Consider the following 18,461-nt stretch of genomic DNA (forward strand, 5'->3'; position numbering starts at 1 on the left):
TTTGCCGCGGTTCGGTTCGGTCGTAGATCAGTGATCGGACATCCCCAAATGTCTGCTAGACGGTGAGAAGCATGCGCCCGCAACGTCGTCATGGAGGACGGTTACTTTTGACGAGGGAGGCTTTCAGCGCAGGTTGAAACCCATCGCGAGTAACGGTCTTCGCTGGCTGCGGGTTGCGAGACCGCCGGCCCCGCGTCGTAATCAGGGCAGCGCTGGATCACAACCGGCACCGATGAGCGCGAACGTTCGATGTCACACCGATTGTCCGAAAGTTAGGGGGGATACTGGGACGGCGGCCGTTTTCAAGCGACGATGCAAATCACCCAGCCAACGGATTAACTGACTGCATGAAGAGCTCAATCAACAACACACCGCTGGTCGCTCGGCTGCGCGACGTAGAAACCAAATGGAAACAATCCCATGCCCAAAATCTTTTTCGAGCGGCCTGGTAAAGGCCCCGTGTTGACCACTTCTCTTGACGACGAATACACAATCGCGGTCACGCGCCCAGATGGCTGTGCGTGTGTGGATGACGAAGCACGAACTCGTCGGGCCATGTGCCTGCGTGAGGGTTCGCGAAAACGTCAAGGCTAAAGTTCTTGCGCAGCAACGACTCGAAGCCCGCGGGCAGATGCGATTGGTGGAATGACTATCGCGACACAACCCGTGCCCGCTCCCGCTGCTCAGAAACTCTATAACTAAAAAATTTAGAGAAATTGCAGAATGGACCTTTTCGATACCGCAATCCAAACTTTCCTGACGCACATTGCTTTGAGTTGCGCCATGTTGAACCACGCGATAAGAATCATCGCGGACCTATACACATTCAAAGGTTTGGTGCTCATGCCCGTATTGTGGTGGATATGGTTCAAACCCAGCCAGCGTGGCGAATGGGAGCGTGAAATGGTCGTCGCGACGATCGCGAGCGGCCTTCTTGCGCTCGCAATATTCAGGCTCATTGCCCATTATTTGCCATTCCGTATGCGGCCTCTCTTTAATCCTGAGCTGCACTTGAATTTTCCATCGGGTGGTCTGGAAGCGGCCGTGCTGCCAGCCTGGAGCTCCTTTCCGAGTGACCACGCAATGCTGTGGATTTCGGTCGCAACTGGGATCTTTCTGGTTTGGCGCGGCGTCGGCATGCTCGCACTTTTATACACCGCGATCTTCATTTGTCTGCCGCGCGTTTATCTCGGCTGGCATTATCCGACCGACATACTTGCGGGGGCGGCGATTGGAGCGACCATCACCGGGATAATGACTCGGGACGCCGTTAGAACGCGCTTTTCAGTGCCGATTTTGGGGTGGATGCACAAATTTCCCGGGCCCTTTTATACCGTGTTGTTTGTCTTGTGTTTTGAACTGGTAACCCAGTTCAACGAGTTACTGGTTCTGGGGCGGTCGGTATTACAAGGCCAATGATCACGCGGGGAAAACGCGCGCGCCAGGCTGAGATCGACCACGCGTATCTGATCGATACCGCCAGTCCCTTGTCATTTGATGGAGCGCAGCGAGTGCTTGATGGTCGGCAATCGCACAGGCTCCTCATGGCATGCCGGTTTCGCCGGTCCAGGGACTGCAAGCCGAGCAGGTTGGCATACTCCATCAAATGGCCGCGATTCGCGTGCCCGACAGCACGCATGATGCAATTCGGCGTGCGTTTAAGGCACGCGGCCAGGATAAAGCGTAGCGAGATAAACTAATCCAATGTGTTGTCTTCAATAGCCGTTTTGCCTTTATTGCTGAAGAATTGTCCGGAAGCGCACAGATTCCCCCGATACGCCTCGTATGCTTTAGCGCTATAAGCGAAGCCAAAATGACAACCAGATGGCTTCTCGAGGCCGCTCGCATTCAGCAATCAGATGCGGAGTGTGGCACTCAGCGTCGGAGGACACCGCAACGCAGGGCAATGGATTTCCCTCTCATCTGCGAACAGCCGGCTTGGTTCCAGCGACATAGTCGGGTCGATGACGAGCGGAATAGCAATGCGTTCCACAGTGTTGCAACGTGTAGTCAGATCCCGGCGGGTTCGGCGGGTACTTGTGCCTGGGTGACCGTAGCTGTAGTGAGTAACGTCACGGGGGGACAAGGGAGTACTCCGCCGATAGTCGCATTCGGGTGCCTGCACATCCTGAACGAGATGGGCAGCGGCTCCAACGCAGTCATCACCGTTCAGATGGGCAACGATCCCAACTACTGCAAAAACAACCAGACGGACGGCATCGGGCCCAACTATGGGACGATCATGATGCCCCGGTTGGTTCAGTAGCGTTGCGATCGAGACGTCGTGGCAATCAGGGCCGACACGTTGGGGCGAACCCGGCCTTCTGGCGCGTTATGACCGGCCAGTCACACCAACTTTTTTCTACCGTCGCGATCTGTGTTGCCAGTCGCTGCTATTCGGTCACGCTACGCCCGACGAAATTGAACCGCTTGGTCGCTTGCGCTCATTTGCGCCCGGTTGCCAGCCTTGATTGCTCTCATTGGCCGGCTGGCGGCTTTGTGGTTGGGGTCGCCAGCGAGTTGTTAACCCCGTAAGCGGGGGGGCTGGACGTCGAGCTACTGTTCGCGTTATTCGGCTGGCCCGAGGTCGGCGACCCGGCGCCGCTGTCCGTGTTGGTGGCACCAGGCGCGCCGTAGCCACTCGTTGCAGCGGCCGGCGACTGTGTGGTCGGAGTCGCCAGCGTGTTGTTGCTTTGTGCATAGACGCTGCCCGACAGCGTGAGTGCGGCGACGGCCGCGATCGATTTGCTGGTTGCCTTGTTCATGACACGCTTCTCCTTGGTTGGACTGCGATTTCGACGCAAACGATGCTTTCATACTGTTTCCGTCGCGGTCGCGTAATGCCAAGTTTAGGAAAGCAGTGGCTGATAGTTACGCGCATTATTCACAATGGTGAATATCGATTTTCGGCGCTAACCGGGTAACCTGACGGCCGCCATCATTTCCCTTCCCGCATCGATGGCGTAAACGTGATTCCGACCAGCAATCCTTCCGGCCCGATGAAGCGACTGACCGTCTGGCCCCACGGCTCATTCCGGTTCCTGACCAGCATCCGATACCCTTGCGATTCAAGTTCCGCCGTTGCCGCCTCGACGTCGTCGACATCGAACTCGATCCAGGCTTGCGGGATGGGTACGTCGGGAGGCCACGAATCCGTGCCGAAGCACGACTGAGAAGCGTGGGAGAGGGGCCACAAGGCGAAAGAGTTTGCGCCGTTCAGACTCTCCGTATGGAGATAGCCGCCGTTCTCTTCCTTGAAGGGGATACCGAAGGCCCGACCGTAGAGATCGCGGCTTGCCGGGGCTTCAATCACAATCGGGCCAAAACCTGCGATGAATAAGGCCGTGGCTTTTGAGATCTTTTCCATGGCTTCTCCTTTGCCGCGAAAGAGCGGCGCGATGAAGAACGAACGTGTTCGCCCACGCCCATCGAATTGATCTGGCGGCGAGTTTTCCAGTACCGCCGGGCATGGCATGGTTGAGTGTAGGCTTGTTTGAGGTGGCCGGCAGGTATCCCTGCCCGTCAGCGAATGGCGAGCGGGCGCGATTGGCTTTTCATTCATTCCTCAATTCGCCGGAATCGTCACCACCGGCGCCTTGCTGCTGGTATCCGCTTCCGCGAGCGCCATCAGATTCTGCACGACCGTAAACGCGTATTTCGAATCGAAGTCATTGCGCTCGACCCAATACACCGAAGGCCCATACGCGATCGACACATAAGCGTCGGCCGGCGCGACCTTGCCCGAGTGCACGATGATCGTCGGCCGCGTCTCGCCGCCGATCAACCCGACGGTCGGCTTCGTCGAACCATCGCTGATGCGCTCCTGCGGCACTTGCACCTGCGCGCCGAGATCGCTGAGGATGCCGAGCACCGAGCGCGTGACCATCGGAATACGCTCGCTCTTCTGCGACGTCGACGAAGGCCCATACACGACCTCATAGCTACGCGTCTTCGCCGACAGATGCAGCAGCCTGCGCACACGCGCGACGTCGGCGGCGGTGCTCGGCGACTCGCCGCTGGCGGTCGCGCCGATCGACAGAAACACGGCCAATGCGGGGCTTTGGCCGCCTCTGAGATTGGCCTTCGTATCGAGCTGACGCGTCTCGACATTCAACTCGCCAGCCATTTGCAGACGACGCAACGCCTGCAGCAATTCGAAGAAGCCCGGGGCGCCCGCGCTGTTGTCGCCGCCGAGCGCATCGCCGTTGCGCAGCCCGCCGATCGATTGGGCGGTGATGCGCAACAGCAGATCGATCGGCACGCCGCCCTCGGCAAGCGGCAACACGAGTGCCGGCGCGAGCGGCCGGATATACGCGGACGCGAACGCTTCGCCGGTGGTCGGCGTGAACGTGAAGGTCGGCCGGTTCGCGTACGACACGCTGCCGGTCGCCTGCGCGTAGTTCGGCATGCTGCCCGAGCCGGCGTTGACGGTCGCGCCGCCGGTGCTGTCGAACGTGTAGGCGGCGATGATGCTGCTGACGGTCAGGAACGCGGGCGCATCGCCGTAGCGCAGACCGATCACGGCGGCGAGGATCGCTCGCTTCTTCGCGTCGCCGAGCGCGCGCGCATAGTCGACCTGGTCGGCCTTCAGACGCGAGGGGCCGATATGCACGCAGGCGGACGTGAGGCAGGCCGCGCACAACGCGGCGGCCACCGAAGCGGTTCTGAGCATGGGCGGGCGCGAGCGGAAGCAATCCGCCAAACAATGGAGTCCGCGCTCGGCGGTAGCAGAACCCATTCCCGCGCAAGCGGCGGGCGGCCCCCGGGGCCGCTTCGTTATCGATCCGATGCATCGCGCGGCGCCGTGGCGCGTGCGTCAACGCGAAACGGCGTTGGCACGCTTTACCGTCGCTTTGCAAGAATTGCAGAAATGCGCGCGGGTGCGATGCCCGGCCATCAAGCCTTGGCGTTGATGCCGTGTTGCGCGTTGTCCTCGCCGTCTCGTTCAAGCGTGCTGCGATATGCGCGCGACTGCATCTCGCGGCAAGCCGGCTCAGCGTACGCGACAGATCGTGCGCCCCTTCGAGGCCGCTCAACGCGGTCTCGATCGGCTGATCGGAGGCGATGAAGAGCGCATGCTTGCGGTCGTAAAAGATGTCGATCAGCCAGACGAGGCGCTGCAGCGTATGCGACTGCCTCAGCGCTTCCGTATGCAGACGATCGACGATCAAGCCTTGCCATCGCTCGGCGAGATCGAGGTAGTCGAGGTGCGAGCGGCTTGCGACACACAGCTGCTCGAAGTCCGCCCACAGCAGTACGCGGCCGGCTGCCCGCGCTTCGAGCGGCCGGCCCGCCGCGCTCAGCCTGACCGGCTCGATCGCAGCGTCGCGTTCATGGCTCGTGAAGATATCGCGCAACGCGGCCTCGCTCGACTCATCGAGCGGCGCGAAAAAGCGCAGCACCTCGGCCGCTTCGCCGCCGAAGCGGTAATCGCGCACGCCGTCGAAATGGATCACCGTGAAGCCGCGTTTGATCTGTGCGATGGTCGGCAGAAAGCGCTCGTGAAACTCGGGGTCGCGCAACAGATCGTCCGGTGCGTAGTTCGACGTCAGCACGATGCGCGTGCCCAGCTTGATCGCGGTGTCGAGAAAGCGGCCCATCAGGAACGCGTCGGCGATATCGTGCACATGGAATTCGTCGAAGCACAGCAGCTCGATACCGTCGAGCCATTGCCGCGACACGTCGCCGAGCCGGTCGTCGCCACGCGGCGCGTGCACGAGCCGGCGGTTCATCTCGCGCAGGAACTCGTGGAAATGCAGGCGCCGTTTGCGGCATGGTGCAAGCTCGAACAGCGTATCGACGACGAGGCTCTTACCGCGGCCCGGCAGTCCGTGACAGTAGACGCCTTGCGGCCCGAACGCGGCGGTGGACCATGCCTGCCGCGCACGCTGCTGCCCGCCGACCAACGCGACGAGCGCGCCGATGGCCTCGCGCTGCCGCGCATCGGCAGAGATGCCGCGCGCGGTCAATGCGCGCGCGATGCGGGTTTCGTCAAGCATGGGCAAGAGGGTCCATGCCTGATGACGCGAATGATGCGACTTGCGCGAATGACGCAGTGTGGGCCGCCGCGAAAACGGCGAGGACGTGTGTGAGCATGAGATAACGGCCGACGTGATGGCCTGCGGCGAAGCAGACCCAATGAGCGCATGCACGGAGCGCGCGCCATTTTACCAGCCACGTTCTGCGTCGAACGTTGGCGCGCACACGCGTCGTCGACCCGCTACCGCGTCATTTGTCGTGATGCCCCGGCAGCACGGCACCGAGCACCTGCTTCGCCGTTTCGACCACCACGTTGCCCTGATCGGGGTCGCCCTTCATCAACGTCTCGGCGAACGCTTTGGCCTGCGCGAGCGTGACATGCGGCGGCAGCGGCGGCACGTTCGGATCGGACTTCACCTCGATCACGACCGGACGATTCGACGCGAGCGCGTCGTCCCAGGCGGTGGCCATCTGATCGGGATTGTCGACATAGATACCCTTCAGACCGATCATCTCCGCGAAGCGGTGATAGGGCACGGACGGAATGTCCTGCGAGGCCTCGAACTTCGGATCGCCTTCCATCACGCGCTGCTCCCAGGTGACCTGATTCAGGTCGCCATTGTTGAGCACCATGCAGATCCAGCGCGGATCGCTCCAGCCTTGCCAGTACTTCGCGACCGTGATCAGCTCGGCCATGTTGTTCATCTGCATCGCGCCGTCACCGACGAGCGCGATCACGGGCCGCTCGGGGTACGCGAACTTCGCGGCGATCGCATAGGGCACGGCCGCACCCATCGACGCGAGCCCGCCCGACAGCGAGCACATCATGCCGCGCTGCACTTGCAGATCGCGTGCGTACCAGTTCGCGACCGAGCCCGAATCGCTGGTGACGATCGCGTTCGAGGGAATGCGCTTCGACAGCTCCCATACCGAGAGCTGCGGATTCAGGCCATCTTTCGCGGGTTCGTGCGCGCGCTTTTCCAGCGTCTTCCACCAGTCGGACACCCAGCCTTCGATGCGCTCGCGCCACAGCCGATCCTTCTTTTCCTCGAGTAGCGGCAGCAGCGCGCGCAGCGTCTCGGCGCTATCGCCGACGAGGTTCACTTCCATCGGATAACGCAGGCTCAGCATGTCGGCCTTGATGTCGATCTGCACGCCGCGCGCGTCGCCTTCCTTCGGCAGAAATTCCGAGTAGGGGAAGCCCGAGCCGATCATCAGCAGCGTATCGCAATGGGTCATCATGTCGTAGCTCGGCTTCGTGCCGAGCAAGCCGATCGAACCGGTCACCCACGGCAGATCGTCGGGCAGCGCGGCCTTGCCGAGCAGCGCCTTGGCGACGCCGGCGCCGAGCTTCTCGGCGATCGCGATCACTTCGTCGGTCGCGTGCAGCGCGCCCGCGCCGACCAGGATAGCGACCTTGCGGCCCGCGTTCAACACGTCGGCGGCCTGGCGCAACTGCTCGTCGCTCGGCACGACGCGCGGCCGCGCGTAACCGATGCCCGAATGCAGCGTGCCATGCTTGCGCCCCGGCGGCTCGTAGGGGATGTCCTGCAGATCGTTCGGCAGTATCAGCGCCGTGACCGCGCGCTCGGCGAGCGCGATGCGCACCGCGCGATCGACCAGATGGCGGACCTGCGCGGGCATCGTCGCAAAGCCGACGAACGAGCCGGCCACGTCCTTGAACATCGCGGGCAGATCGAGCTCCTGCTGATAGTGTCCGCCGATCGCCGCGCGTGCCTGCTGACCGGTAATCGCCAGCACCGGCATGTGATCCATGCGCGCGTCGTACAGCCCCGTCAGCAGATGCGATGCGCCCGGCCCTGAGGTGGCGATGCACACGCCCAACTCGCCAGTGAACTTCGCATGCGCGGAGGCCATGAAAGCGGCCATTTCTTCGTGTCGAACCTGGATGAATTCGATCGGGCCCGGCTGATCCGTGCTTTTGTGGCGTTTTTTCGCTTCGCTCTGCGCGCGGTTCAACGCGCCGAACACACCGTTGATGCCATCGCCTGGATAGCCGTAGATACGCCGCACGCCCCATGCATGCAGCCGCCCGATGATGAAATCGCCGACGGTTTCAGCCATGATCCTCGCTCCCTCGATAGCCAGTCGATGCCGCCGAGCAAAATCGGCGGCCATGGTCGGTATCGAGCGAGCAAGGGTTGTTCCTTGCGACTGGCTTGCTTAGCCGGTCTTGATCCTCGGTTGCGGCGCGTCGAGCGGTTCGTGGCCGAAGCGCTCGTATTGCGATATCACCTGCGCGCCGAACAGCAGCAGTGTCGCGAGCCATTCGAAGCTGAGCAGGATCACGATCGCCATCGTCAGCGAACCGTAGACTACGCTAACCTGCGACAGCGTGGCGAAATACCAGACCAGCACGTGCCGCGTGATCTCCCACAACGCGCCGGCCACCACGCCGCCGATCAGCGCGTGTTTGAGCGACGGCCGTCCCACCGGCATCACCAGATACACCGAGGTCAGCACGAAGATTTCGCCGGCGAGCCCGAACAGATACAGCATCACTCGCGAGAAGCCCTGCAACGACACGTGCAGGCCGAACAGTCGGAGTCCTTCTGCGCCGATCGTGTCGAGCGCGCTCGACACGAACGTGACGATCAGCAGCCCCAAGCCGAGAAACAGGATGTAGCAGTACGGCAGCAGCGCCGAGATCAGGAAGTGGCGCCGCTTCACGACGACCCGATGCACGAAGATCAGCGACATCGCGTTTTCGAGCACGGTGAACGCGAGCGAGCTGAAGAAGATCATCGTCAGCAGCAGCACCCAGCCGATTACCGCGCGGTGCAGCAGGAAGTTCGACAGCTCGCGCACGAGCGCGGCCGACTGCCCGGGCACGAGCCAGCGCAGCAGATGCGCAAGCGCGTCGAGCACCAGTTGCTGCGGCACCACGCGCGACAACACGATGACGACCAGGATCAGCAGCGGCACGATGGACAGCAACGCGTAGTACGCGACCGCGCCCGCGAGCAGCAGCCCCTGGTTCGCGCGAAACGCTTTCAGCGTTTGCAGCAGGAAGCGCCAGGGATGTCTGGCGATATTCAGCGCTTGCTGGTCGAGCAGGATCGGCATGAGGCCTCGCGGTGCGCGCCGGGCACTGCCGGAGGGCAGCCGCTCACGACACGCCTGTGTGCTTTATATACCGTAAGCAGAAACAGGGCCATCGATGGCGCGGCATCGATGGCGCGGCATATAGTTTGCTTGGCCGCGTTCGCAAGATCGCGTTCCTTTCCCGAGGACAGCCGATGGATCAGTCGTCGCGTCAGACGAACACCGCGCCGCAAGCCAACGATCTGGTGATCGCGCGGCCGGAGGGACTGTATTGCCCGCCCGGCGATTTTTACATCGATCCGTGGCGGCCGGTCGAACGCGCGGTGATCACGCATGCGCATTCCGACCACGCGCGTTTCGGTCATCAACGCTACCTGGCCACGCGCGCGGGCGCGAGCGTGCTGCTGTCGCGGCTGCCCGGCATCGCGCTGCACACGCTCGACTACGGCGAGCCGCTGACGATTGGCGCGGCGCGCGTGTCGCTGCATCCGGCCGGACATGTGCTCGGCTCGGCACAGGTGCGCATCGAGCACGCGGGCCGCGTGTGGGTGGCGTCGGGCGACTACAAGCTCGAGGCCGATCCGACCTGCGCCGCGTTCGAACCGGTGCGCTGCGATACGTTCATCACCGAATCGACGTTCGGTCTGCCGATCTATCGCTGGGATACGCCGCAAAGCGTGTTCGATTCGATCGATTCATGGTGGCGTCACAACGCCTCCGAAGGGCGCGCGTCGGTGCTGTTCTGCTATTCATTCGGCAAGGCGCAACGCGTGCTCGCCAGCGTCGATGCGGCGATCGGGCCGATCTTCTGCCACGGCGCGCTCGAACCGCTCAATCGCGCGTATCGCGACGCGGGCGTGCGTCTGCCGGCGCTCGGTCTGGTCGGCGAGATTGCCGCGAAAGACAAGGGCGTATTCAAACAGGCGCTGATCGTCGCGCCCGCCCTCCGCGCAGAACAGCGCGTGGCTCAAGCGCTTCGGCGACTACAGCGATGCGTTCGCGTCGGGCTGGATGCGCCTGCGCGGCGCGCGTCGCCGGCGCGGCGTCGATCGTGGCTTCGTGCTGTCGGATCACGCGGACTGGCCGGGTTTGCAAACGGCGATACGCGAGAGCGGCGCCTCGCGCGTGATCGTCACGCATGGCTCGATCGAACCGATGGTGCGCTGGCTCAACGAGCAGGGCCTGCACGCCAGCGCGTTCGAAACGCAATACGGCGACGATACCGTCGAAGCCGACGCGGCCGGCGCCGACGAAGCGCCGGCGGCGAGCGAATCATGACGGGCACCGTATGAAACGCTTCGCGGCTCTCTACACCGCGCTCGATGCGACCACGTCGACGCACGACAAGCTCGCGGCGCTGACCAGTTATTTCTCGGTGGCCGACCCCGAAGACGCGGCATGGGCGTCGTATTTCCTCGCGGGCGGCAAGCCGCGTCAACTCGTGCCGACGCGTTTGCTGACCGAAATCGCGCGCGAGCGCGCCGGCTTGCCCGAGTGGCTGTTCGACGAGTCGTATCACGCGGTGGGCGATCTGGCCGAGACGATCGCGCATATCCTGCCGCCCGCGTCGCGCAACTCCGAGCTGGGTCTCACGCAATGGATCGAGCAACGCATGCTGCCGTTGCGCGGCCTGCCGCCCGACGAGTTGCGCAGGCGCCTGCTTGGCTACTGGGACGAACTCGACTGGGGCGGTCGTTTCCTGCTGACCAAGCTGATCGGCGGCGGCTTTCGTGTCGGCGTCGCGCGGCAACTGGTGGTGCGTGCGCTCGCCGAAGTGGCCGGCGTCGATCACAAGCGGATCGCGCAACGAATGGTCGGCTGGACCGATTCGCAACAGAAGCCCGATGCGGCGCGCTATCTGCGTCTGATCGCGCCGCAGACCGACGACGATCCGCAAGCGCACGCGCCTGAATACGATAGCGACCTCGGCCTGCCGTATCCGTTCTTTCTCGCGCATCCCTTGCAGACCGATCCGGCGACGCTCGGCGATCCCGCGCACTGGCTGATCGAGTGGAAGTGGGACGGCATACGCGCGCAACTCGTCAAACGCGGCGGCCGCCTATGGTTGTGGTCGCGCGGCGAGGATCTGATTACCGATCGTTTTCCCGAAGTCGCGGCATTGGGCGAGTCATTACCCGATGGCTACGTGATCGATGGCGAGATTCTCGCGTGGGAGCCCGGCGCGGCAGCGCCATTGCCGTTCGCGCGGCTGCAACCGCGCATCGCGCGCAAGACGCTGACGCGCAAGATACTCGCGGATTCGCCCGCCGCGCTGCTCGCATACGACCTGCTCGAAGCGAACGGACAGGACCAGCGCATGAATCCGCTCGCTGAACGGCGCGCACGCCTCGATGCGCTGGCCAGCTCCGTCGATGGCACGCTCGCGCGTGGTCTGCTGCGCGTATCGCCGCTCGTCCTTGCAGCGGACTGGACCGCGCTCGCGGCGTTGCGCGACGAGAGCCGCGCGCGCGGCGTCGAAGGTTTGATGCTCAAGGAGCGCGAGTCGATGTACGGCGTCGGTCGTACCAAGGCGTCGGGCACGTGGTGGAAATGGAAGATCGAGCCTTATGCGGTGGACGCTGTACTTATTTACGCGCAGCGCGGTCATGGCCGTCGCGCGAGTCTTTACACAGACTATACGTTCGCGGTGTGGGACGAGGCCGACGGCGTGCGCACGTTGGTGCCGTTCGCGAAGGCCTATTCAGGGCTCACAGATGAAGAGATGCGTCGGGTCGATGCGATCGTGCGCAAGACCACCGTCGATAAATTCGGCCCCGTGCGCAGCGTGACGCCAACGCTCGTGTTCGAGATCGGCTTCGAAGGGATACAAGCGAGTTCGCGTCACAAGTCCGGCGTGGCCGTGCGTTTTCCACGCATGCTGCGCTGGCGCACGGACAAACATATCGACGACGCCGATACGCTTGCGATGCTGAAAGGCTTCATCGATAATCGTGCGGGATAACCCGCAGAGCACAAACCCCTAACATGTCGAGCATTTTTTTATCGGCATCGTCGCTTATTCTTTGGATAAGACCGCGTCATCGATTCGCGCCATAAGTGTGATTGCGGCTTGCATTGCGTGGACCCCTCAATCCGTTGAAATACCGATATCGTGCGACGCCTCTGAACGAGACGGACCGCACAAGGACAGTGCGTCGATCGATGTTGCGCAGCGCGCACATCGCAGGCGCCGTCATTCAAACGCCGTGATATATGGGCACGCTGAATCCCGCATTCCAGGTGCTTGCAACGTCGGAATGCGCGACCAGGCGTGCTGGCCGCGGCATCGTCCGAGCGAAGCAGAAATAACAAAAAACCGGTGGTAGTTCGGCAGACGCAACGGGATCGAATCTTGCACGGGTGGCGCGGATGCCCTTCAGGGCCAATGTAAAAACGGCGAGAAAAAATGACTGTGTTCAACGACAACGTGGACAGCAGCGACGACGTGCTCGTATGGCGGCCGATCCGCTATGCGATGGCCGCGCATCGTCGCGTGCTGGTAGTCGACGATTACCGGGAAGCGGCCGATGCGCTGCAAATGCTACTGATGGCCGACGGCTTCGAATGCCGCGCGCTCGACGATCCGTTTGCCGTGTGCGAGACCGCGCGCGAATGGCAGCCGTTCGCGGTGGTGCTCGACATCAAGATGCCTGGACTCGACGGGCTCGAACTCGCGCGGCGGCTGCGCGCGCATCCGCAGACTTCACACATGCTGCTGGTCGCGTGTACCGCGTTTGCGTCGCGCGACGATCGCGCGCTCGCGAAGGCCGCCGGCTTCGATGCGCACTGCGCCAAACCGTTGACACCCGAGCGTCTGTTGCGCGTGCTCGAATCGGCGGCGGCGTTGCATGCGGCGGAGCCATCATCTGAATCACGTTGTTAGCGAAAACTCACTGACAGTTCTGTTATTTCTGCACGGTCGTCGGCAGAAAATCGCACTCGTCGCTCTGCGAATCCGTTTGTCATCAATCTGCCATCTATCCGCCACCGTTCTGTCCAACGCGATTTCTTACGCCACGCGTGCCCCTGCGCTGCCCGGAGCGCAGGAGTTTCCTCTCGCTATTGCATGCAGGCCCACTCGTTGCTGAAAGACCGATGATGCGGCGCGTTCGTGCGCGCCGCCCATGGTTATTCGCATTGAGGGAGATCCGACATGAGCGACACGCAACGTCCGGCAGCGCCGTTTCCTGAACAGCAGCAGGACCAGAGGCCCGGCCGCACGGCCGACATGAACCCGCGACCGGATCACGGCGAGAAAACCTATGAAGGATCAGGGCGTCTCGCAGGCAAGGCGGCGATCGTGACCGGCGGCGACAGTGGCATCGGCCGCGCGGTCGCGATCGCGTTCGCGCGCGAAGGTGCGGATGTGCTGATCGCCTATCTCGACGAAGACGACGATGCGCGCGAGACCGCGCGCTGGGTCGAGGACGCGGGTCGCAAGGCGGTGCTGGTCGGCGGCGATATCCGCGATCGCAAGCATTGCGATGCGGTCGTCGACAAGGCGATCGAGGCATTCGGCCGGCTCGACGTGGTGGTCAACAACGCCGCGTATCAGATGAGCTATCCGTCGCTCGATGCGATCAGCGACGAAGAATGGGACAAGACCTTCGATACCAACATCGGCGCGATGTTCAGGATCACGCGCGCGGCGGTGCGCCATATGAAGCCGGGCGGCGCGATCATCAATACGTCGTCGATCAATGCCGATCATCCGAATCCTGGCCTGATCGCATATGCGACCACCAAGGGCGCGATCCAGAACTTCACCGGTGGCCTCGCGCAATTGCTCGCGGAAAAGGGCATTCGCGCGAACTGCGTGGCGCCGGGACCGATCTGGACGCCGTTGATTCCATCGACGATGCCGGCCGACAAGGTCGAGCAGTTCGGCAAGCAGGTGCCGATGAAGCGCCCCGGCCAACCGGCCGAACTGGCCACCGCGTACGTGATGCTCGCGTCGGATGAAGCGAGCTACATCTCGGGCGCGACGATTGCGGTAACGGGCGGCGCGCCGATTATTTAGGTTGTCGAACTGATGGCGGCATGGCCGCCTGCGCTCACGTACGAGGTTCGCGCAGTGGGTTTTCATAACGTCATAAGGGAGAGTGCCATGAAGATCGATGTATCCGTCAAACTGGCTGCCGCGCTCGTTTCAGGCTGCCTCGCGCTAGGCTTTGCGCAGGCGGGCTTCGCGCAGACCGGTACCAATCCGTCCATGCAACACGGCAAGTCTGCCGCGCAACCCGGCGGAAGCCAGGAAGAGTCGCGCACGCCGGATACGACCAGCGCGAACAATGCGAACGGCAATGTCGGCGAATCGGGGGGCGCCACCAATGGCGTCGCCGGCGGCGGCAATGGGAAAACCACCAACAAGCGCTTCAAAGGCGCGACGCCGCCGCGCACGGGTAGTGGGGCGGGGCAATAAGCGATCCGTCGAGCGCGTCGGCCTGCCTCGCGACGCGCCGGACGCCGCGGCGGCATCGCGCTCGCGCGCTGTCGCCGCTTTGCATGGGTTTGAGTTGCGTTGAGTTCCGTCGCGTGTCGCATTGCTTGCGCGATGCCTTGTGAGGAGGAAATCCGATGGCTATCCCCGATGCTGAAACCGCCCGGGTCGACGCGCCCGCGTCGCATGCATTGACGTTCGAGATCAACGGAGAGACGCGGCGCTTCGACGTCGAAGCGTGGACCTCGCTGCTCGATCTGCTGCGCGAGCACGCGCACCTGAGCGGCACCAAGAAGGGCTGCGATCACGGTCAATGCGGCGCTTGTACGGCGATCGTCAATGGCCAGCGGATCAATACCTGCCTCGCGCTCGCGGTCGTGTACGACGGCGCATCGATCACGACGATCGAAGGTCTCGCGAACGGCGACACGTTGCATCCGTTACAGCAGGCGTTCATCGATCACGACGCGTTCCAGTGCGGCTACTGTACGCCCGGACAAATCTGCTCGGCGCACGCGATGCTCGAAGAAGGACATGCGCGCTGCGCGGACGATGTGCGCGAGCAGATGAGCGGCAATCTGTGCCGCTGCGGCGCGTATACCAACATCGTCGCCGCGATTCTCGACGCTGCGCATTTCGGTGATGAGGACGCAAGGCAAGACAGTGCGCTCGCGAATAAATCTGGAGCGCGGCCATGAACCGCTTCTCGTACACGCGCGCCGATGCGGTGCAGGATGCGCTCGAACGGCATCGTTCGGACACGGGCGCCGCGTTCATCGCGGGGGGCACGAATCTCGTCGACCTGCTGCGCGAAGACGTGGCGCGCCCGGCTTTGCTCGTCGACATCAACCGTTTGCCGCTCAGGCAGATCGAAGCGTCGGCGCAAGGCGGCCTGAAGATCGGCGCGCTCGTAACCAATAGCGCGCTCGCGTATGACGATACCGTCGCGACGCGCTACCCGCTGCTCGCGAAGGCGATCCTGGCGGGCGCGTCGCCGCAGATTCGCAATGTCGCGACGGTCGGCGGCAATCTGCTGCAACGCACGCGCTGCTACTACTTCTACGACATTGGCACGCCGTGCAACAAGCGCGAACCCGGCAGCGGCTGTCCGGCGCTGCACGGCGTGAACCGCATTCACGCGATCCTCGGTGCGAGCGAGCACTGCATCGCCGTGCATCCGTCCGATATGTGCGTCGCGTTGGCGGCACTCGGCGCCACCGTGCATCTGATCGGCAACGACGGCGCACGCACGCTGCCGTTCGCGGATTTTCACCGGCTGCCCGGCGATACGCCGCATATCGACACCAACCTGCGCGACGACGAACTCGTGACAGCGATCGAACTGCCGCCGCAAGGCTTTGCCGCGCATCACGCGTACGTGAAGGTGCGCGACCGCGCATCGTATGCGTTCGCGCTGGTGTCGGCCGCGGTCGGTGTCGAACTCGATGACGAGTCGCGGATCGTCGACGCGCGTTGCGCGCTCGGCGGCGTCGCGCACAAGCCGTGGCGCGATCCCGCCGCCGAAGCCGCACTGCGCGGCGAGACGCTGAACGCGCGAAGCTTGCGCGATTTCGCGGCGACGCTGCTGCGCGGTGCGCGCGCTCAGCGCGACAACGCGTTCAAGATCGAACTCGCGGCGCGCGTGATCGTGCGCGCCTTCGGCGAGGCCACACAACGTTCGTTCGAGGAGGCCGCGCGATGAACCGTGCCGAAACCCTGCCGTCGACAGGCAGCCCGAAGCCTGCCACCGGCGTGCCGCATTCGCGTGTGGACGGGCCCGTCAAAGTGACCGGCGCAGCGCAATATGCCGCCGAGTTCTGCGCCGAAGGGCTCGTGTATGGCGTCGTCGTGTCGGGCACGATCGCGACGGGCAAGATCGTGTCGATCGATACCTCGGCCGCCGAGGCGCTGTCCGGCGTGCTGCTCGTGCTCACGCATCGCAAGCGCCCGGCGCTGCCGTCGGACGTCGACGCGTTCAAGGACATGATTGCGCCCGGCGGCACGCCATTGAGGCCGCTGTGGGACGAGCGCGTGTGGTACAGCGGGCAGCCGGTCGCGCTGGTGGTCGCGCAATCGCTGGAACTGGCGCGCTACGCGGCGTCGCTGGTGCAGGTGCGTTACGAGGCCGGCTCGCATCAGACCGATATCGAGGCCGCGTTGAAGAGCGCCGTAGCGCCGTCGGCCGAGAAGGGCGGCTTCGATCCGCCTCCGCCCTCGCGTGGCGACCCACGCAAGGCCTTGGCCGATGCAAAGGCGCGCGTGGACGCTTTCTACACGACACCACCGGAGTATCACAATCCGATGGAAATGCACGGATGCACCGTGGTGCCCGATGCGCAAGGACGCTTGACCGTCTATGAAAAGACTCAGGGCGTCGTCAATACGAAGGGCTATCTGACGCGTGTGTTCGGTTTGAAAGACGACGAAGTGCACGTGGTGTCGCCGTTCGTCGGCGGCGCGTTCGGCTCCGGCTTGCGGCCGCAATATCATCTGGCGCTCGCGGTGATGGCCGCGCGCGAACTGAAGAAACCCGTGCGCGTCACGCTGACCCGGCAGCAGATGTTCACCTTCGCGCATCGTCCGCAAACGGTGCAGCGCGTCGCGCTCGGCGCGTCGGCGGATGGCCGCCTGCAGGCGGTGATCCACGAGGCGGTGTCGGAAACCTCGCGCTACGAGGACTACTGCGACGTGGTGGTCAACTGGGCGGGGCAGTTGTATCGATGCGACAACGTGTCGATGGGCTACAAGGTCGTGAAGCTCGACGTGCCGACACCGGCCGACATGCGTGCGCCCGGCGCGACACAAGGGCTCTTTCCGCTCGAAGTCGCGATGGACGAACTGGCCGAGGCATTGCGGATGGACCCGCTCGAATTGAGGCTCGTCAACTATGCGGAGCGCGACGCGAACAAGGATCTGCCGTTTTCGAGCAAGGCGCTGCGCGAGTGCTATCGCGAAGGCGCGGCCCGCTTCGGCTGGGCGGGGCGGCCGCTCGAGGCGCGCGCACGCCGCGACGGCAACGAGTTGATCGGCTGGGGCATGGCGACCGGTGCGTGGGACGCGATGCAGAACGAAGCGGCCGCACGCGCGGTATTGACGCCCGATGGCCGCGTCAAGGTGTCGAGCTCGACCGCCGATATCGGCACCGGAACCTACACCGCGATGACGCAGATCGCCGCCGACGCGCTCGGCGTGCCGCTAGGCGACGTCAGCTTCGAACTCGGCGACACCCGGCTGCCGGAGGCGCCGATCGAGGGCGGATCGTGGACGGTGTCGTCGGTGGGCAGCGCAGTCGATGCCGCGTGTACGCGCCTGCACAACCGTCTGGTTGAACTGGCGCGCGAACATGGTGGGGCACGGTTCGCGTCGGCAACTCGCGAACATGTGCGGCGCGAGCGCAACCGGCTCGTGTGCGGCCCACACGAGGACGACTCGATCGCGATTGCGACGCTGTTGCAGCGCGCCGGGCTGGACGAACTCGAAGAGCAGGCCAGCGTGAAGCCGCACGAAAAGCAACAGGCGTATTCGATGGGCACGCATTCGGCGGTGTTCGCCGAAGTGCGCGTCGACGAAGCGCTCGGCACCGTGCGGGTGACGCGCGTGGTCAGCGCGGTCGCGGCAGGACGCATCGTCAATCCGAAGACGGCGGGCAATCAGGTCGCGGGCGGCGTCGTGTGGGGCATCAGCATGGCGCTGCACGAGCACGGCCAGTTCGATCACGCGCTAGGACGGCAGATGAATCACAATCTCGCCGAATATCACATGCCGGTGAATGCAGACATTCACGAGATCGACGTGCTGTTCGTCGACGAGCGCGATGACATCGTCAATCCGCTCGGCGTCAAAGGTGTCGGCGAAATCGGCGTGGTGGGCGTGGCCGCGGCAGTGTGCAACGCGATCTGGCATGCGACCGGCAAACGCATCCGCGATTTGCCCATTACGCCCGACAAGCTGCTCGGCTGACTACGCCCCTGAACGC

General features: G+C 63.6%; 13 protein-coding genes and 2 pseudogenes. 9 read left to right on the forward strand and 6 right to left on the reverse strand.

The features are described from left to right. The first annotated feature begins 723 nt into the window (after positions 1–723). Positions 724–1,419 (forward strand): phosphatase PAP2 family protein, encoded by a 696-nt coding sequence (locus OKW44_RS04945; RefSeq protein WP_018425163.1) that lies wholly within the window; start codon positions 724–726, stop codon positions 1,417–1,419. A 1,058-nt stretch (positions 1,420–2,477) separates the two neighbouring features. Here the strand turns inward: OKW44_RS04945 and OKW44_RS04950 are convergent. The 6 genes and pseudogenes from OKW44_RS04950 to OKW44_RS04975 form a co-directional block, all read right to left on the reverse strand. After that, the gene (locus tag OKW44_RS04950; RefSeq protein ID WP_018425160.1) at positions 2,478–2,765 is read right to left on the reverse strand and encodes a hypothetical protein; all 288 of its coding nucleotides are present in this window, start codon (positions 2,763–2,765) and stop codon (positions 2,478–2,480) included. 173 nt (positions 2,766–2,938) lie between these two features. Further along, positions 2,939–3,367 carry a VOC family protein gene (locus tag OKW44_RS04955; RefSeq protein ID WP_018425159.1) on the reverse strand — a complete coding sequence of 143 codons (429 nt, stop codon included), beginning with the start codon at positions 3,365–3,367 and terminating at the stop codon, positions 2,939–2,941. A gap of 198 nt (positions 3,368–3,565) precedes the next feature. Next, a complete protein-coding gene (locus OKW44_RS04960) occupies positions 3,566–4,672 on the reverse strand; it encodes a hypothetical protein (RefSeq protein ID WP_026226649.1) in 1,107 nt (368 codons plus the stop codon). Between the two features lie 224 nt (positions 4,673–4,896). Then, positions 4,897–5,999: pseudogene (gene zapE, locus OKW44_RS04965) on the reverse strand (cell division protein ZapE). Positions 6,000–6,228: 229 nt separating this feature from the next. After that, positions 6,229–8,064, reverse strand: a complete 1,836-nt coding sequence (locus tag OKW44_RS04970; RefSeq protein WP_018425155.1) for a thiamine pyrophosphate-requiring protein — start codon at positions 8,062–8,064, stop codon at positions 6,229–6,231. Between the two features lie 99 nt (positions 8,065–8,163). After that, the gene (locus tag OKW44_RS04975) at positions 8,164–9,066 is read right to left on the reverse strand and encodes a YihY/virulence factor BrkB family protein (protein ID WP_018425154.1); all 903 of its coding nucleotides are present in this window, start codon (positions 9,064–9,066) and stop codon (positions 8,164–8,166) included. Positions 9,067–9,239: 173 nt separating this feature from the next. Between OKW44_RS04975 and OKW44_RS04980 the strand changes: the two are divergent. From OKW44_RS04980 to OKW44_RS05015, 8 genes and pseudogenes are all read left to right on the forward strand, one after another. Beyond that, positions 9,240–10,323: pseudogene (locus tag OKW44_RS04980) on the forward strand (ligase-associated DNA damage response exonuclease). Positions 10,324–10,333: 10 nt separating this feature from the next. Further along, entirely contained in the window at positions 10,334–12,007 is a 1,674-nt protein-coding gene (locus OKW44_RS04985) for an ATP-dependent DNA ligase (RefSeq protein ID WP_018425152.1), read from the forward strand. A 444-nt stretch (positions 12,008–12,451) separates the two neighbouring features. Beyond that, a complete protein-coding gene (locus tag OKW44_RS04990; protein ID WP_018425151.1) occupies positions 12,452–12,928 on the forward strand; it encodes a response regulator in 477 nt (158 codons plus the stop codon). Positions 12,929–13,198: 270 nt separating this feature from the next. Next, positions 13,199–14,065: a glucose 1-dehydrogenase gene (locus OKW44_RS04995; protein ID WP_018425150.1), complete on the forward strand. Its 867-nt coding sequence runs from the start codon at positions 13,199–13,201 to the stop codon at positions 14,063–14,065. An 87-nt stretch (positions 14,066–14,152) separates the two neighbouring features. Further along, positions 14,153–14,467, forward strand: a complete 315-nt coding sequence (locus OKW44_RS05000; protein ID WP_018425149.1) for a hypothetical protein — start codon at positions 14,153–14,155, stop codon at positions 14,465–14,467. Positions 14,468–14,622: 155 nt separating this feature from the next. After that, positions 14,623–15,183 (forward strand): (2Fe-2S)-binding protein, encoded by a 561-nt coding sequence (locus OKW44_RS05005; RefSeq protein WP_018425148.1) that lies wholly within the window; start codon positions 14,623–14,625, stop codon positions 15,181–15,183. Continuing rightward, entirely contained in the window at positions 15,180–16,187 is a 1,008-nt protein-coding gene (locus OKW44_RS05010; protein WP_018425147.1) for an FAD binding domain-containing protein, read from the forward strand. Before OKW44_RS05005 ends, OKW44_RS05010 begins: the two co-directional genes overlap by 4 nt. Continuing rightward, complete coding sequence (locus OKW44_RS05015; protein WP_018425146.1) at positions 16,184–18,445, forward strand: xanthine dehydrogenase family protein molybdopterin-binding subunit; 2,262 nt, start codon at positions 16,184–16,186, stop codon at positions 18,443–18,445. Before OKW44_RS05010 ends, OKW44_RS05015 begins: the two co-directional genes overlap by 4 nt. Positions 18,446–18,461 lie beyond the last annotated feature (16 nt).

The sequence above is a fragment of the Paraburkholderia lebeckiae genome (assembly GCF_050436325.1).
GTDB classification, from domain to species: Bacteria; Pseudomonadota; Gammaproteobacteria; order Burkholderiales; family Burkholderiaceae; genus Paraburkholderia; species Paraburkholderia tuberum.

Excerpts from the sequence above, each read along its gene's own strand:
- OKW44_RS04945 (WP_018425163.1), top strand. The coding sequence starts at position 724 with ATGGACCTTTTCGATACCGCAATCCAAACTTTCCTGACGCACATTGCT.
- OKW44_RS04950 (WP_018425160.1), bottom strand. The coding sequence starts at position 2,765 with ATGAACAAGGCAACCAGCAAATCGATCGCGGCCGTCGCCGCACTCACG.
- OKW44_RS04955 (WP_018425159.1), bottom strand. The coding sequence starts at position 3,367 with ATGGAAAAGATCTCAAAAGCCACGGCCTTATTCATCGCAGGTTTTGGC.
- OKW44_RS04960 (WP_026226649.1), bottom strand. The coding sequence starts at position 4,672 with ATGCTCAGAACCGCTTCGGTGGCCGCCGCGTTGTGCGCGGCCTGCCTC.
- OKW44_RS04970 (WP_018425155.1), bottom strand. The coding sequence starts at position 8,064 with ATGGCTGAAACCGTCGGCGATTTCATCATCGGGCGGCTGCATGCATGG.
- OKW44_RS04975 (WP_018425154.1), bottom strand. The coding sequence starts at position 9,066 with ATGCCGATCCTGCTCGACCAGCAAGCGCTGAATATCGCCAGACATCCC.
- OKW44_RS04985 (WP_018425152.1), top strand. The coding sequence starts at position 10,334 with ATGAAACGCTTCGCGGCTCTCTACACCGCGCTCGATGCGACCACGTCG.
- OKW44_RS04990 (WP_018425151.1), top strand. The coding sequence starts at position 12,452 with ATGACTGTGTTCAACGACAACGTGGACAGCAGCGACGACGTGCTCGTA.
- OKW44_RS04995 (WP_018425150.1), top strand. The coding sequence starts at position 13,199 with ATGAGCGACACGCAACGTCCGGCAGCGCCGTTTCCTGAACAGCAGCAG.
- OKW44_RS05000 (WP_018425149.1), top strand. The coding sequence starts at position 14,153 with ATGAAGATCGATGTATCCGTCAAACTGGCTGCCGCGCTCGTTTCAGGC.
- OKW44_RS05005 (WP_018425148.1), top strand. The coding sequence starts at position 14,623 with ATGGCTATCCCCGATGCTGAAACCGCCCGGGTCGACGCGCCCGCGTCG.
- OKW44_RS05010 (WP_018425147.1), top strand. The coding sequence starts at position 15,180 with ATGAACCGCTTCTCGTACACGCGCGCCGATGCGGTGCAGGATGCGCTC.
- OKW44_RS05015 (WP_018425146.1), top strand. The coding sequence starts at position 16,184 with ATGAACCGTGCCGAAACCCTGCCGTCGACAGGCAGCCCGAAGCCTGCC.